The 14,160-nt window shown below is 67.4% G+C and carries 13 protein-coding genes; 6 read left to right on the top strand and 7 right to left on the bottom strand.

The window, feature by feature from the left end; genetic code table 11:
• The first annotated feature begins 66 nt into the window (after nt 1–66).
• Entirely contained in the window at nt 67–1,314 is a 1,248-nt protein-coding gene (locus ACQUQR_RS03755) for a Zn-dependent hydrolase (RefSeq protein WP_435194844.1), read from the top strand.
• A 378-nt stretch (nt 1,315–1,692) separates the two neighbouring features.
• The gene (locus ACQUQR_RS03750; protein WP_435194842.1) at nt 1,693–2,508 is read left to right on the top strand and encodes an IclR family transcriptional regulator; all 816 of its coding nucleotides are present in this window, start codon (nt 1,693–1,695) and stop codon (nt 2,506–2,508) included.
• Nucleotides 2,509–3,049: 541 nt separating this feature from the next.
• On the opposite strand, the gene ACQUQR_RS03745 is transcribed toward ACQUQR_RS03750, so the two are convergent.
• Nucleotides 3,050–3,757 carry a helix-turn-helix domain-containing protein gene (locus ACQUQR_RS03745; RefSeq protein WP_435194840.1) on the bottom strand — a complete coding sequence of 236 codons (708 nt, stop codon included), beginning with the start codon at nt 3,755–3,757 and terminating at the stop codon, nt 3,050–3,052.
• 51 nt (nt 3,758–3,808) lie between these two features.
• Here ACQUQR_RS03745 and ACQUQR_RS03740 point away from each other — a divergent pair, with 51 nt between their 5' ends.
• The 3 genes from ACQUQR_RS03740 to ACQUQR_RS03730 all read left to right on the top strand — a co-directional run bounded on the left by ACQUQR_RS03740 (nt 3,809) and on the right by ACQUQR_RS03730 (nt 5,685).
• Nucleotides 3,809–4,444 (top strand): metal-dependent hydrolase, encoded by a 636-nt coding sequence (locus tag ACQUQR_RS03740; RefSeq protein WP_435194839.1) that lies wholly within the window; start codon nt 3,809–3,811, stop codon nt 4,442–4,444.
• Complete coding sequence (locus ACQUQR_RS03735; RefSeq protein ID WP_435194837.1) at nt 4,444–5,130, top strand: metal-dependent hydrolase; 687 nt, start codon at nt 4,444–4,446, stop codon at nt 5,128–5,130. Before ACQUQR_RS03740 ends, ACQUQR_RS03735 begins: the two co-directional genes overlap by 1 nt.
• Nucleotides 5,131–5,199: 69 nt before the next feature.
• Nucleotides 5,200–5,685 (top strand): GNAT family N-acetyltransferase, encoded by a 486-nt coding sequence (locus tag ACQUQR_RS03730; protein ID WP_435194836.1) that lies wholly within the window; start codon nt 5,200–5,202, stop codon nt 5,683–5,685.
• On the opposite strand, the gene ACQUQR_RS03725 is transcribed toward ACQUQR_RS03730, so the two are convergent.
• The 6 genes from ACQUQR_RS03725 to ACQUQR_RS03700 all read right to left on the bottom strand — a co-directional run bounded on the left by ACQUQR_RS03725 (nt 5,669) and on the right by ACQUQR_RS03700 (nt 12,385).
• Nucleotides 5,669–6,205: a hypothetical protein gene (locus ACQUQR_RS03725; protein ID WP_435194834.1), complete on the bottom strand. Its 537-nt coding sequence runs from the start codon at nt 6,203–6,205 to the stop codon at nt 5,669–5,671. The genes ACQUQR_RS03730 and ACQUQR_RS03725 overlap by 17 nt on opposite strands.
• Before the next feature lie 46 nt (nt 6,206–6,251).
• The gene (locus tag ACQUQR_RS03720; RefSeq protein WP_435194832.1) at nt 6,252–6,848 is read right to left on the bottom strand and encodes a GNAT family N-acetyltransferase; all 597 of its coding nucleotides are present in this window, start codon (nt 6,846–6,848) and stop codon (nt 6,252–6,254) included.
• Between the two features lie 96 nt (nt 6,849–6,944).
• The gene (locus ACQUQR_RS03715; protein WP_435194830.1) at nt 6,945–7,775 is read right to left on the bottom strand and encodes a metal ABC transporter permease; all 831 of its coding nucleotides are present in this window, start codon (nt 7,773–7,775) and stop codon (nt 6,945–6,947) included.
• The gene (locus tag ACQUQR_RS03710; RefSeq protein WP_435194829.1) at nt 7,768–8,505 is read right to left on the bottom strand and encodes a metal ABC transporter ATP-binding protein; all 738 of its coding nucleotides are present in this window, start codon (nt 8,503–8,505) and stop codon (nt 7,768–7,770) included. The genes ACQUQR_RS03715 and ACQUQR_RS03710 overlap by 8 nt, the downstream gene beginning before the upstream one ends.
• Complete coding sequence (locus tag ACQUQR_RS03705) at nt 8,502–9,611, bottom strand: metal ABC transporter substrate-binding protein (RefSeq protein WP_435194827.1); 1,110 nt, start codon at nt 9,609–9,611, stop codon at nt 8,502–8,504. Before ACQUQR_RS03705 ends, ACQUQR_RS03710 begins: the two co-directional genes overlap by 4 nt.
• A 167-nt stretch (nt 9,612–9,778) precedes the next feature.
• Entirely contained in the window at nt 9,779–12,385 is a 2,607-nt protein-coding gene (locus tag ACQUQR_RS03700) for a histidine kinase N-terminal 7TM domain-containing protein (RefSeq protein ID WP_435194825.1), read from the bottom strand.
• A gap of 275 nt (nt 12,386–12,660) precedes the next feature.
• On the opposite strand from ACQUQR_RS03700, the gene ACQUQR_RS03695 reads away from it, so the two are divergent.
• Nucleotides 12,661–14,157, top strand: coding sequence for a replication factor C large subunit (locus tag ACQUQR_RS03695; RefSeq protein WP_435194823.1), 1,497 nt, complete (start codon nt 12,661–12,663; stop codon nt 14,155–14,157).
• Nucleotides 14,158–14,160 lie beyond the last annotated feature (3 nt).

The following is a 14,160-nucleotide window of genomic DNA, read 5'->3' as shown; positions in this document are numbered from 1 at the left end:
CTCGAACCGCTGTCTCGATGCCAAACAGTAAAATAGGGGAACCACAAACCGTGTCGACCAAGGACAATGCAAGTCAACCAGCAGCGACTCCGCAGTGATATCGAGTCGAACGCGGAGTTCGGTGCCGTGCCGACGGCGGAGGGGCGTGGGCGGACGGTGCTGACCGGGAGCGAGGCCGACCGCCGGGCGAGGGAGTTCCTCTGTGAACGGCTCCGCGACGCCGGGCTCACGATCCGCATCGACGACGTGGGTAACATCGTCGGTCGCTGGGTGCCGGAGAGCGCGGACCCCGATGCCGCGCCCGTCGCCACGGGGAGCCACCTCGATTCCGTCCCCGAGGGCGGAATCTTCGACGGGCCGCTCGGCGTCTACGCCGCACTGGAGAGCGTCCGGGCGATGCAGGACGCCGGCGTCGAACCCACCCGGCCCGTGGACGTGGTCTGTTTCACGGAGGAGGAGGGCCAGCGGTTCGGCGGGGGGCTCATCGGGTCCGCCGTCGCCACCGGTGCGATGACCGCCGAGGAGGCGCTCGCCATCGAGGACCAGGACGGCATCCCGCTCGGGGACGTCCTCGCCGATATCGGCTATCGCGGTGAGGGGGTCGTCGACGCCTCGGCGTGGGACGCCTGGCTCGAGCTCCACATCGAGCAGTCCGAGCGCCTCGAGGACGCCGACGTGCCGGCCGGCGTCGTCACGAGCATCGTCGGCCTCTCCCGGTGTGCGGTGGAGATCTCCGGCGAGGCGAACCACGCCGGGTCGACGCTGATGGACGACCGGTCCGACGCGCTCACCGCGGCCAGCGAGTTCGTCCTCGACGTGGAGCGGGCGACGAAGGACCGGCGCGCCGAGTCCGAGACGGTCGTCGGCACCGTCGGGAAACTCGATGTCTCGCCGAACGCGCCGAACGTCATCGCCGGGAACGTCTCGCTCACCGTCGACGTCCGGGACGTGGACTACGGCTCCATCGAGCACGTCATCGCCGAGGCCCGCGACAGCCTCGACCGTATCGAGGCCGAACGGCCCGTCGAGACGACGCTGGAGCATCCGTGGGATCGCCGTCCGATCGAGATGAGCGAACGGTGTCGGAGCGCCCTCCACGCCGCGGGCGAGGACGCCGACCTCTCCACGATGGACCTCCACTCCGGGGCCGGCCACGACACCATGCACGTCGCCGAGGTGACCGACGCCGCGCTGCTTTTCGCCCCCTCCCGCGACGGTATCTCGCACAACCCCCTGGAGTGGACCGACTGGACCGACTGCGCCGACGCCACCCGCGTCCTCGCGGGGGCCGTCGCCGACCTCGCCACGCAGTAGCTCTTCGTTCTCGTTTTCGTCTCGTTCCGTTCGCGTCGTCCGCTCACTCTCTCGACGGTCTCCACAGCCCGCCGCTCGTGATTCGCCACTGTGGTCCGACGCAGTGGTCCGACGCAGTGGTCCGACAGGAAGCTCCCTCGATCCTCTCGCGAGCACTGCCTCCCGGGCCCCTTCTCCGTAGTTGGCGTTCGCATAATGAGAACAATATGTCCGATAGCGCTCGAAACCGCCTGAATCGGCTGAATTCTCCCGAATCGCGAGAAAGTCGAACTCGGAAACTCCCCGAAACGGGGTATTTCCCCGGAACAGGGCATCCGGTTCACATAATCAGTTTGTGAGATACAAACACCTTTGTCGGTCCGGGAGTGAAGCTTCGGTATGTCCGACGAACACACGACGGGGTCGCCGCGGACCCTGAAGACGGTGTCCCGGGCGTTCGACGTCGTCCGGGCGCTAGAGGAGTTGGACGGCGCGGGCGTCACCGAGCTCGCCGAGCATCTGGACCTCTCGAAGAGCGTCGCGTACAACTACCTCTCGACGCTGCGCGAGGAGAAGTACGTCGTCAAGGAGGGGGACACCTACCAGCTCTCCCTGCAGTTCCTGCTCGTCGGGGAGTACGTTCGATATCAGAACATCCTCTACCGCATCGGCAAGCCCGAGATGGAGGAGCTGGCGGAGAAGACGGGGGAGTTCGCGCATCTGGCGACCGAACAGCACGGACTCGGCGTGAACCTCTACAAGGTGAGCGGCGAGAAGGCGGTCGGCAGCGACTACCAGGTGAACAAGCTCCAACGCGCCGACTACCTCCACTTCTCGGCGACGGGGAAGGCCATCCTCGCGCACCTCCCGCGCGAGCGCGTGGAGTGGATCGTCGACCGGTACGGGCTCCCGGCGAAGACGGAGAACACCATCACCGACCGCGAGGCGCTGTTCGAGGAGCTGGAGACCATCCGCGATCGCGGCTACTCGCTCAACGACGAGGAGGAGATCACGGGGCTACAGGCCATCGGCGCGCCCGTGACGAACCGCCACGGTCGGGTGCTCGGGTCCATCAGCGTCTCCGGCCCGGTCCGCCGGATGAAACGGTCCGAGTACCACGAACAACTCATCGAGAACGTCATCAACACCGCGAACGTCATCGAGGTGAACGTCAACATGGAGGAGTCCGACGACGAGTTCCCGACGTTCGCCTGAGTCCATTACAGAAGTATGATTGTAACGCCTATCCGATCTCTCACGGCGACGCTCGTTCTCTTTTGACTGTCCTCGCGCGTAGAGGAGTCACAACCGCTCCGATTGACCGAGTACTACTCAGATAACTGAGTATATACATATAAGAAATAATACTATCGAATTGGCTGGTGGTGCCCCATTTCTCCACGCGAGAATATGGGAGCTGAATCGTCGCATCTGGACACTCTACCGGGTTCAAACGCCTGTTCATACAGTATCGTGTGAACTCTTCGAGCGTGTCGGGGCGACGATCTCGAACCATCTCTCCGGTCGGACTATTTCCGGGAGATATCTCCCCACTATCGCCTCTGTAGCGCTTAAGGAGAGTACTCTCTCGATTGCCGGTCGGATTCGTGAGCGAACTGCCGCTGGAACGAATCTCGATGAGGACGAAGAACTATCATTTGTGAATACTACTAGTTATACAAAATCAGTCATAAATTCTCGGCAGACAGCCGCCGGTATCGCTGTTAGTGCCGACCGACGAGAACGACGGGTCGCGCTACGGAAGCTGCCGGAGGTTTTCCAGCATCTCGTTGAGCCCGATCTCGGTGACGGCCAGCGAGAAGCCGTCGACGCCCGCGAGCTTCGGGGCGTGTTCCCAGAGGTCCTCTTCCGAGATGCCGTGGAGAACGACGGCGTTCGGGGTCGGTGTCGCCACCCGAAGGGCGACGAGCGGGGACTCCCCGCGGGTGACCTCCGTGAAGACGAGCGCCCGGTTGGTCGACTGGCCGTAGAGCCGGTAGAACTCCTCGGAGGAGAGGCGGGTGATCGCCTCGATGGAGTTGATGACGGTGTGGCCGGCGATGGTGGTCGCGCGGCCCTCCGCGACCTCGGTGGCCTCGATGGCGTCGTAAAAGCGCGAGATGGGGATGGTCGCGGAGTACTCCCGGAGGTCCTGGACGATGTCGCTTTCGAACCCCGCGGAGATGACACGGGCGTACTGCCGGATGTGACTCCCGCCGCTCGCCTCGTCGATGGCGAGCAGCGCCTCGACGAACCGGCGGACCATCCCGATACCGGGGGACTGCCGTCGCCCGGACTCGTAATCCGAGACGACGGAGGCCGAGACGTCGAGCTGGGAGGCGAGGTCGGTCTGGGCCACCTCGAAGTCCGTGCGCCACTTCCGGAGGGTCGCGCCGGGGTCGTCGGAGAGGACGACCTCGCCGGCGATCTTCTCGGCGAGTTCGCGCTTCGGTGACCCGTCCATACCCATCGATTCGGCGGCGCGCTTAAGGCCGTTCCGCCCTTCGCTCGGGTGATGCCCCCGACGGCCGTCCACGTCGCGGTCGGCGGCCTGCTCGCCGCGGCCCTCCTCGGCCCCCATCTCGACCGGCGGAGCGTCGCCGTCGTCCTCGCCGCTGCAGCCCTCCCCGACCTCGACGCCCTCCTCTCGCTTCTCGTCGAGGGGGGCCACAACGCCGCGCTCCACACGCTCGTCTGGCCCTTCCTCGTTGGTGTCGGGCTCTACTGGGCCACCAGCGGTGGACACCTGGCCGCGCGCTTCGGGGACCGCGGGGTGCGCGTCATCTGGGCCGCGTTCGCCTCCTTCCTCGTGGCCGGTATCGGCCTCGACCTGCTCAACATCGAGGGTGTGAACGCGCTGTGGCCCCTCGTCGACCAGTTCTACACGCTCGTCGGGGTCCTCGAACTGAACAACAAGGAGGGGCTCGTCCAGACGTTCGTACAGGTGAACACGACCGGCGGCCCGTTCCTCGAGGTGGGCACGCGCGGGAGCACGGCTGACTACTTCGTCCCCTCCCCGCTCAACCCGACGCGCGGCCCGGACGCTGGCGCGAACCGGATCTTCCGGGTAGTCGAGACGGGCTGGCAGTTCGTCCTCGTCGTCGCCTCGGCGGTCGTGCTCGCCACTCGACTGCGCGGAGGTGGTCGCTGATGCCCTCCACCGTCGTCCACGTCGCGTTCGCCTGGCTGCTCGCCGCGGGGCTCCTGCGGGACCACTTCGACAGGCGCGCGCTGGGGCTCATCGCAGCCGTCGTCGTCCTCGCCGACCTCGACGCGTTCGCGGGCCTGCTCGTCGAGTCGACCCATCGGGCGCTGTTGCACACCGCACTGCTCCCGCTCGCCGCCGGGGCGCTCGTGCGCTGGGACCTCCGCCGTCCCGACTCGCGCATCCGGGAGCGGTACGGCGACTGGGGTGCCGAGGTGTTCCCCGTCACGGTCGTCTGTTTCGCCGTCGCGGCCATCGGCCTCGACCTCGCCACCGCCGGCGGGGTGAACCTCTTCTATCCCGTTTACGACCAGTTCGTCTCCGTCTCGGGCGAGCTCGGCTACGCGACGAGAGAGGGGTTCTTCCAGACGTTCGTGGAGGTGACCGGAAGCCAGGCACCCGCGAGCGGTGGTGGTGGCGGCGCCGGGAGCACCCAGCCGCGCATCGACGTGGGACAGCAGGGCTCCACCCGTGAGCATCACGTCGGCAGCGGTATCGACCCCGAGAAGGGCGTCGAGACGGGCGACGTGCGCCGGACCTTCCCCGTCTTCTATCGGGGGTGGCACCTCCTTCTCACCGTCGCGAGCCTGCTCGCCGTCGCGGTTCGACTGCGTGACCGGCAGCCCCCGTGATCGACAGCCTGCGCGACCGGTAGACTGCGTGACCGGCAGGCCGAATACCCCCCGTGTGGAACCCCGGGTATGGACATCAGGGCGTACGATTCCGACTCCCCGACCGACACCGCGGGACTCTGGACGCTGAAGGAGGCGTTCGAGCGCGAACTCGGGAGTAAGAACGCGGAGAAATCGGCGACGTACGACGAGAAGCTCACCGACACGTATCGCGAACGGTATCTCGACTGGGTGGCACGCGCGACGGACAGCGAGGACTGCCTGCTGCTCGCGGAGCACGATGGCGGAGTCGTCGGCTACGCGTTCATGCTCCCCGAATCGATGGCGATGATCTGGGACGCGGCGGTGCTCAACGAGATCTACGTCGTGCCGGACCATCGGGGAACGGGGCTCGCTGGCGAGCTCCTGGAGGCGGGGCTCGACCACGCGCGAAGTCAGGACCTCCCGCTCGACCGCGTGGTGTTCGACGTGGATCCCGACAACGAGCGGGCCTACGCCTTCTACGGGAAGTTCGGCTTCGAAACCTGGGCCGAGATGGTCAGTCGCGACCTGTGAGTGCCGCGACGCCGCCGCCCGCGGCCCCGAAGACGACGGGGTAGAACACCGCCGCGAGCAGGATTCCCGTGGCGACGACGGGGGCGGCCCCCTCCACGCCGAAGAGGAACAGCCCGACGACGGCGAGCGGAGCGTATCCGAGCGAGACGGTCGCGCCGGTCACGGCCGCGTTGGCGGTGTCGAGCGTCTCCGCACCAGCCCGGCGACCGACCGCGAGCCCCGCAGCGAGCAGGAGCGCCGGCGGGACAACGTACAGGAGGAGGGTGAAGCCGTCCTCGCCACCGACGAAGGAGGCGGTGCCGCCGAAGATACCCTCGAACCGCGTCTCGACGAAGTGGGCGTTGTAGAACACCCAGCCGACGACCTTCCACGTCGGGAGCTCGCCACCGAACAGCTCGATGGCGCGTCTGAGCCCCGAATCGCGGACCCGCGACCCCGTGAGGAGGAACGTGGTCAGGTAGCCGAGGAGCCATGCGCCGGCGCCGGCGAGCGCGCCCGTCGCGTACGGTCTCTCGCTCATGTGCCGCCGTTCTCCCGGCGGGTCGATACCTCTTGTGGCCGTTCAGTCAGCTGTTCGCGGCCCACTCCTCCGTCGAGATCGAGTAGCGCACCGAATCGCGGGGCTCGCCGTCGATGACGATGTCGTTCCGAATGCGCCCCTCGCGTCGCCCGCCGAACCGCTCGACGTACTTCGAGATGGCGCGCTCGCTCTGGGTGTTCTCGGGGTCGTGGCTGACCGTCACGCACTCCAGGTCGAGCCGGTCGAAGGCGAGCTCCATGAACCGCGCGGCGCGCTCGCCGGAGTAGCCGCGGCCCCAGAACGGCTTGCGGAGCCACGTGCCGAAGGTCGCCGTGCGGCGGTCCCAGTCGACGCCCATCCCGGCGACACCGGCGAACTCGCCTGCCTCCGCTTCCCCCTCGCGCGGCCGGGCGACGTAGGTGGCCCCCTCGCCCGCCTCGAACTGCTCGCCACAGTGCTCGATGAACTCCGCGGTCTCCTTCGGCGTCGCCGCGGGGTCCCACGTGACGTAGCGCGTGATGGCGTCGATGCCGGGGGCCCCGCGCTTCTGATGCTCGTAGAACTCGAAGACATCCGTCTCGTCGGGGTGGACGCGCTCGAAGCGGAGCCGCTCGCTCGCCATCTCCTCCGGGAAGAGCTGCATACCCGAGCGTCGAGAGGCAGTATAAAAGCGTTTGCCGTGGGGTGTGAGTGAACGGCACGGCTGTGGGCCTATCGGCCGGGGAGGAGGTGGCGACCCCTACGCGCGAGCGGCGAGCGCGGCGCCCAGATAGAGCGCGATAGCGACGATGACGATGGTGCCGCCCGCAGCGACCCCGTACGCGTACGAGAGCGTCGTCCCGGAGAGGGTCGCGAGGAGCGCGAACCCCACTGCGAGGCCGATGGAGGCGCGGAAGCTTCCCGCGATCTGCGTCGCAGCGGCGACGGGGACGACGAGCATCGCGGCGACGAGGATGACGCCGAGCAGCTGCATCGCCCCCACGACGACCATCGCAGTGAGGACGACGAGCAGACGGTTGAGCCACCGGACGCGGACGCCGGCGATGCGGGCGGCCGACTCGTCGAAGGTGACGAAGACGAGATCCCGGTAGGTGACGGCGACGACCCCGACGACGAGCACGGAGAGCCCGACGAGCAGGCGCACGTCCGCGTTCGTGAGCGTCGAGAGGCTCCCGAAGAGGTACTGATTGATGCTGACGGCGATGCCGCCGCTGGTGAGGCTGATCAGGACCGTCCCGACCGCGAACCCGCCGGCGAGGACGATGGCCATCGACACGTCGTCGTACACTTCCGTGTGCTCGGAGAGGACCTGTATCGCCAGCGCGGCGAGGCTGGCGACGACGAGTGCCGTGAGATAGGGGGAGACCGGTATCGCGAGGACGTTCGAGAGGAACAGCCCGACCGCGACCCCCGCGAAGGCGGTGTGCGCGAGCGTGTCGCCGATCATCGCCAGCCGGCGGTGGACGAGAAAGGAGCCCACGAGCGGGGCGATGACGGCGATACAGAGTCCGGCGAGGAACGCCCGTCGCATGAACGGGAAGCCGAGCATCTCGGCGAGGAACTCACTCATGGTGGTGTGCGAGCACGCCCTGGTTCGCCCCGTAGGCCTCCCGGAGGCTCTCGGAGTCGGCGAACGCCTCGGGCGGGCCGTGGAAGAACAGCTCCCGGTTGAGACAGGCGATGCGGGTCGCACGCGCGGTGACGACCCCGATGTCGTGTTCGATGAGGACGATGGTGCGCCCCTCGTCGTTGAGCTCACCGAGCAGGTCGTAGAACGCGGACCGCGAGTCCGCGTCGACGCCGACCGCCGGCTCGTCGAGCGCGAGCAGCGCGGCGTCCGCAGCGAGCGCCCGCGCGATGAGGACGCGCTGGCGCTGGCCCCCCGAGAGCTCGGCGACGCGCCGGCTGGCGAGGTCCGTCACGCCGACGCGGGCCATCGCCTCCTCGATGGCGTCGCGGTCCGCCTGCGAGAAGCGCCCGCGGCCGACGTGGGGGTACCGCCCCATCCGGACGGCTTCCTGGACGGTGACGGGCATCCCCGAGGCCGTCCCGGCCGCCTGCGCGACGTAGCCCACGCGGGTGCCGTCGCCGACGCGGTGGGCGGGCTGGCCGAACAGGCGCACACGCCCGGAATCCGGTTCGAGCAGCCCCAGCATGAGCTTCAGCAGGGTGGTCTTCCCGGAGCCGTTCGGGCCGACGAGCCCGAGGAACTCCCCCGATTCGACGGTGAGGGAGACGTCCTCGATGGCGGGGCGGTCCCCGTAGCCGAACGTCACGGAATCGAGTTCGACGACGCTCATTCCGCGCCCAGGGCTCTCGCTAGACTCGGGAGGTTCACCTGTTCCATCACCTCGAGGTAGCCCCAGCCGTTCTCGCGCCACTCCTCGGTCAGGGTCGGGACGGGGGTGAGCGGGAGCACCGCCTTCGCGTCCGTCTCGGCGACGAGCTGGGTGGCCGCGCGGTCCGACTCGAACACCGGTGCGAGCACGTACTCGATGTCGTGTTCGTCGATGACGGCCTGTGCGCGGGCCACGTCCTTCGGCGTCGGGGAGGCGTCCGGCGCGAGCCCGACGAGCGACTCCACGTGGAAGCCGTAGCGTTCCGCGAGATACTGAAAGGAGTTGTGGCCCGCGACGAGCACGGTGTCCCTCGTCCGACCGGCCAGCCGCTCCTCGTAGGTCGCATCGAGCGCGGCCAGCCGGTCGGTGTAGGCCGCGGCGTTCGCCCGGTAGGTGTCGGCGTTCGCGGGGTCGACGTCCCCCAGCCCGGCCGCGATGGTCTCGACCGACCGCGCCGCGCGGCCGAGGTCGAGCCAGTAGTGCGGGTCCACGGCGCCCGCGTGGCTCGCGTGGCTGTCGTTGCCGTCGTGGTCTTTCTCGTGTTTGTCGTGGTGTTCGGTCTCGTGGTCTCCCTCGTGTTTGTCGTGGTGTTCGGTCTCGGTGTCCTTGGACCCGTGTTCTTCCTCGTGGGTTCCGTGTTCTTCCTCGTGGGTTCCGTGTTCTTCCTCGTGCTCGTCGTGCCCGTCCTCGGTCCCCGAGCGGAGCTCGACGTCTGCCCAGGCTTCGATGACGGCCACGTCGCTCCCGTCGTCGCGGATGTTCCGGACCAGTTTGTCGGCCCACGGCTGGAACCCCTCGCCCACGTAGACGAAGGCGTCGGCGTTCGAGACGGCACGCTGAACGTCCGGCCCCGGCTCCCAGCCGTGGCCGTGCTGACCGAACGGGACGACCGTCTCGACCGCCAGCTCCCCGTCCGTGACGTTCGCTGTGAAATCCGAGACGACGAAGAAGGAGGCCTGCACTCCACCGGTCTCCGTGGCGCCGGCTTGCGTCCCGAGACACCCAGCCGTCGCGACCATCGCCGCACTGCTCCCGAGCAGGAAACCACGGCGCGTGAGTTCGCTCATGTTATTATCTATTTTCTCTTAGTTAATAGCTCTTGCTAACTATCGTATGTAGATTCACAACTCGGCACTCGCGCACGAGGAACTGTGGACCGTTTCCGGGGCGCTCCTGTGGCGCTCCTGGGACGTTCCCGTCACGGCCCCGGGACGGTCCCGGGCCCTTCTCGGCCTCAGGCCCCTGTGTCGGTACCCGACTCCCCCCTGTCCAGGGGAACGCGGAGGGTGACGACGCTCCCGCACGGCTCTCGCTGGCCGATCTCGAGGGACCCACCGGAGAGCGAGATTGTCCACTGGGCGAGCCAGAGCCCGAGGCCACGACTGTGCTCGAGTGCGGTCTCCGTCCGGCCGTTCAGCACGTCCTGTTCGAGGGTGGGGATCCCCGGGCCGTCGTCGACGACGCGGACGTACGCACGGTCGCCGTCGACCCCGACCTCGACGGTGACGCTCGGGGCGTCGCGGTCACTGTGGACCACGCTGTTCTCGATGAGTTCGGAGAGCGACTGGCCGAACAGCTCCCGGTCCACGACGGAGACCGCAGCGACATCGCCCACGGCGGTGGAGACGGTGAGGTCGATCTCCGCCTCCGGAAAGGTCGCCCGCCCGGTCTCGACGACCCGCTCGACGGTCGCCACGAGCGGGACGGCGACGGTCGACTCGCTCTCGCGGAACATCTGCTCGATGCGCCGGGCCTGGTCCGCGGCATCGATGATGCGGTGTGCGCTCTCGCGGGCCGTCTCGAGGTGGTGGCCCACCTCGTCGTCGACGAGCTCGCGAGCGAGCTCGAGACGCCCGTCGACGATGTTCAGCTCGTTGCGGACGTTGTGCCGGAGGATACGGTTCAACACGCTGATCCGCTGTTCCTGTTTGAGGATGTCCGTCACGTCGTTGAGGGTGATGATACGCCCCGTCGTGCGACGGTACGGGTCGGTGAGCTCGCTCACCGTCGCCTCGTACGAGCGGTTCCTGCGCTCGTCTTCGATGAGGGCGGAGTCCGTATCGTGGGCTGGAAGCTCCTCGTAGTGCGGGATGACCTCGCTGGCGGGTCGCCCGAGCGTCTCGCCCACGGTGGTGTCGAACATCTCCGCCGCCTTCGGGTTGATGTCGATGACGAAGCCGCTCCGGTCGACGACTATCGCACCCTGTCTCATCCGCTCGTAGGCGACTCGCCGGGCGGACCGGCTCGGGGTCGGACTCGATCCGAGCAGCTGGAAGCGGGTGAGCGCCCCCAGATACGCCACGCCGGAGACGCCGAACGCGATGGGGGTGGGGTCGAACCCCGTCACGGGGACCCAGCCGACGAGAAAGAGGACGTTGGCGATCCACGGGGCCGCGATGCCGACCAGGAGGGCGATGCTCTGACCCCGGAAGAGGAGGTTGTCGCTGCGGATGAGCTCCAGCAGGGGGATCGCCCCCAGCAGCCCGAGCAGATACGTGTACGCCGCGATCACCCAGAACCACGGCCCGGACTCGCGGGCGAGATACGAGAGGCCGTTCCGCTCGACGACGACGGACCCCTGATACAGCAGGGAGTTGTAGTCGTCCGTCAACGCGAGAAAGACCGTCATCGCCGGGATGACGCTCAACCCGAGGATGTAGCGCGGCTGGAGATAGCGGTTGAGCCCGGTGTACTCTAGCGAGAATAACAGCCAGCCGAGCGGGATGAGGACGATCCCGACCCACCGGACGTTCGCGATGAGCAGTTTCGCCCCGAAGGTCGTCGCCTGGAACTCCAAGAAGAGCGTGGCGGACCACCAGGTCTGGCCCGCGAGAAGCAGGATGAGTGGGAGCGCCCCGGGTTCGGGGTACTCCCGCCACGCGAGGAGGCTCGCGGAGATCCCGATGCCGATGGCGACCATCAGCGCGACCGCGATGGTCACCGGCATCACCTGCTCGAAGGAGATGTCGATGGAGGGAGCCGTCCGGAAGTAGAGCACGATGAGCGTCCCGAAAACGACGAGATACTCGTACTCGGCCAGCCGGGAGAGCACGTCCGCGTTCCTGAACCGGTCGACGAGCCGGACGACGACCGTCGAGTAGGCCAGCCCGACGAAGAGGGCGAGCGAGAGCGTCTCGGGGAGATACCCCTGCGCCACCGCGACCACGAGGACGACGGCGGTGAGTGCGTCGATGGCGTGGAACGCCCACTGCGTCCGCCTGACACCGAGGACCGTCGGGAGCGTCGAGATGTCCCGGGCCTCGTCCTCTGCTCTGTCCGCGACGTTCGACACCTCGGTGTTCTTGAACACGCGCAACAGGAAGTAGCCGACCATCGTGAGCACGCCCGCAACGGGGACCTGCCCCGCGTAGCCCACGGGGATGAGGACGAGGGTGATCGCCCACGCGAACGCCACGAGCAGGCTGTTGAGCAGGAACAGCTCTTTCAGTCGTCTGAAGTTGACCCCCGTCCGTTCGGTGAACGTGGAGATGACGTCGGAGGCGTAGAGGATCCACGCAAGCCCCGGAATGAGGGCGATGGCGAACGTCAACAGCCCACCCCAGACGGAGAGGCTCAGCGCGATCCCGTAGGAGACGGCACCGAAGACGTACAGGAGGTCCTTGTGCCGGGCGATGAACGCCGCCTCACCCGGATCGGGGATGTCCCCGTCGTCCAGGTCGATGAGCTGGTCGTTGACGTACACCGAGAAGACGATGAGCCCGATGGTCGCCGGCGCGAGGCTCAACGGGAGGTCGAGCAGGACCGTCACGATGATCGTCTCCCCGACGGCGATGAGTGCCAGATACAGGCAGGTGTAGACGAAACTCCGATAGAGTGTCACCAGCGGCGTGGGGAGCCTCGTTTCAAAAGAATTAGACATCATCGCGGTGGTTTTCGATACGATAGACTCCTATCTGAATAAACGTTCTGATGGGGTGGCTATCTCATCGGTGGCTGACGATTTCTCGAGTTCCCGCTCTCATCGAGGGGCTCCCCGGCAGTGGAGCGGGTCGCAGTCCCCGAAGTTCAATTAAATTGATAGTTACGCGCGTGCGGCATCGGACCACGCCCCACCGCTCCGCAACCACTAAACGCACCTCCTGCCTACCACGGACAATGGCTGATTGGACGGAGAAATATCGTCCCTCCACGCTCTCGGAGGTCCGCGGGAACGACAAGGCCCGCGACGCCCTCGCCGAGTGGGCGCGGACGTGGGACGACCACCGCGAGGCCGTCATCCTCCACGGTTCGCCGGGGGTGGGCAAGACCTCGGCGGCACACGCGCTCGCGAACGACATGGACTGGCCCGTCATCGAGCTGAACGCCTCGAACCAGCGGACGGCGGACGTCATCGAACGGGTCGCGGGCGAGGCCGCGCGCTCGGGGACCCTCTCGGGGGGCTCCGGCGGCCGACGCCTCGTCATCATGGACGAGGCCGACAACATCCACGGGAACTACGACCGCGGCGGTGCTCGCGCCGTCACCCGACTGGTGAAGGAGGCCTCCCAGCCGATGATCCTCATCGCCAACGACTTTTACGATATGTCACGCGGGCTCCGCAACGCCTGTGAGACCATCGAGTTCCGCGACGTCTCCCCGCGCTCTATCGTCCCCGTCCTGCGTGATCTCTGCCGGAAGGAAGGGATCGCCTTCGACGAGAAGGCACTGGAGAAGATCGCCGAGGGGAATCGTGGTGACCTCCGCGGGGCGGTGAAGGACCTCCAGGCCGTCGCCGACGGGAAAGAGTCGGTCTCGGTCGAGGACGTGGTCTCCGGCGACCGCGACAAGACCGAGGGCATCTTCGACTTCCTCGACGCCGTCCTCAAGGAGGAGGAATCGGCCGAAGCCGCGCTGAAGACGGCCTACAACGTCGACGAGACGCCCGATAACCTCCTGCTCTGGATCGAGGACAAGGTCCCGCTCGTCTACGACTCCGAGGAGCTGGTGCGTGCGTACGACCACCTCGCCCGCGCGGACAAGTGGCTCGGGCGCGTGATGGCCACGCAGAACTACTCCTACTGGCGCTACGCCACCGACAACGTCGCGGCCGGGGTCGCCGCGGCCCGGAACGGCACCTCCGGCGGGTGGACGCGCTACGGCGGGGCCCCCTACCGCTCCTCGAAGGACAAGACGCGGGATTACATCGCCCGCGAGATCGCGGAGCACGCGGGGGTCTCCATCGCCACCGCCCGCCGCGAGATCCTCCCGTTCCTCGCCGTGATGACCCACCACTGCAAGAACCGCGAGCTCACCGTGAGAATGGCCGCGCGCTACGACCTCGACGCCGAACACGTCTCCTTTATCACCGGCTCGGGCAAGACGACGAACAAGGTCGAGAGCATCGTCGCGGACGCAGAGGAGCTGAAAGAACAGGAGGCGGTCGAGCACTCGGGTGGGGCGTTCGCCCCGCGTGAGGATGCAGGGGAGGACGCGGACGAGGCGGACGCAGCGGACGGAGACGCGGACGCGGATGCGACCGAGGACGGTCCCGCGCAGGCCACGCTCGGCGGGGGGAGCGAGCCCGCAGAGACGGACGCCGACACGGCCGAGGCTGACGGCTCCGGTGAGGCGGAGAAAGACGACGGGCAGTCCGGGCTCTCGGACTTCTTCTGACCC

This window comes from Natronomonas sp. EA1, from assembly GCF_051195035.1.
Classification (GTDB): domain Archaea; phylum Halobacteriota; class Halobacteria; order Halobacteriales; family Haloarculaceae; genus JBNTJV01.
Note: the sequence above shows the minus strand (reverse complement) of the source record. Positions and strands in the feature narration are given on the sequence as shown.

Excerpts from the sequence above, each read along its gene's own strand:
- ACQUQR_RS03720 (WP_435194832.1), bottom strand. The coding sequence starts at position 6,848 with ATGCAGCTCTTCCCGGAGGAGATGGCGAGCGAGCGGCTCCGCTTCGAG.
- ACQUQR_RS03735 (WP_435194837.1), top strand. The coding sequence starts at position 4,444 with ATGCCCTCCACCGTCGTCCACGTCGCGTTCGCCTGGCTGCTCGCCGCG.
- ACQUQR_RS03755 (WP_435194844.1), top strand. The coding sequence starts at position 67 with ATGCAAGTCAACCAGCAGCGACTCCGCAGTGATATCGAGTCGAACGCG.
- ACQUQR_RS03710 (WP_435194829.1), bottom strand. The coding sequence starts at position 8,505 with ATGAGCGTCGTCGAACTCGATTCCGTGACGTTCGGCTACGGGGACCGC.
- ACQUQR_RS03715 (WP_435194830.1), bottom strand. The coding sequence starts at position 7,775 with ATGAGTGAGTTCCTCGCCGAGATGCTCGGCTTCCCGTTCATGCGACGG.
- ACQUQR_RS03740 (WP_435194839.1), top strand. The coding sequence starts at position 3,809 with ATGCCCCCGACGGCCGTCCACGTCGCGGTCGGCGGCCTGCTCGCCGCG.
- ACQUQR_RS03725 (WP_435194834.1), bottom strand. The coding sequence starts at position 6,205 with ATGAGCGAGAGACCGTACGCGACGGGCGCGCTCGCCGGCGCCGGCGCA.
- ACQUQR_RS03705 (WP_435194827.1), bottom strand. The coding sequence starts at position 9,611 with ATGAGCGAACTCACGCGCCGTGGTTTCCTGCTCGGGAGCAGTGCGGCG.
- ACQUQR_RS03730 (WP_435194836.1), top strand. The coding sequence starts at position 5,200 with ATGGACATCAGGGCGTACGATTCCGACTCCCCGACCGACACCGCGGGA.
- ACQUQR_RS03695 (WP_435194823.1), top strand. The coding sequence starts at position 12,661 with ATGGCTGATTGGACGGAGAAATATCGTCCCTCCACGCTCTCGGAGGTC.
- ACQUQR_RS03750 (WP_435194842.1), top strand. The coding sequence starts at position 1,693 with ATGTCCGACGAACACACGACGGGGTCGCCGCGGACCCTGAAGACGGTG.
- ACQUQR_RS03745 (WP_435194840.1), bottom strand. The coding sequence starts at position 3,757 with ATGGACGGGTCACCGAAGCGCGAACTCGCCGAGAAGATCGCCGGCGAG.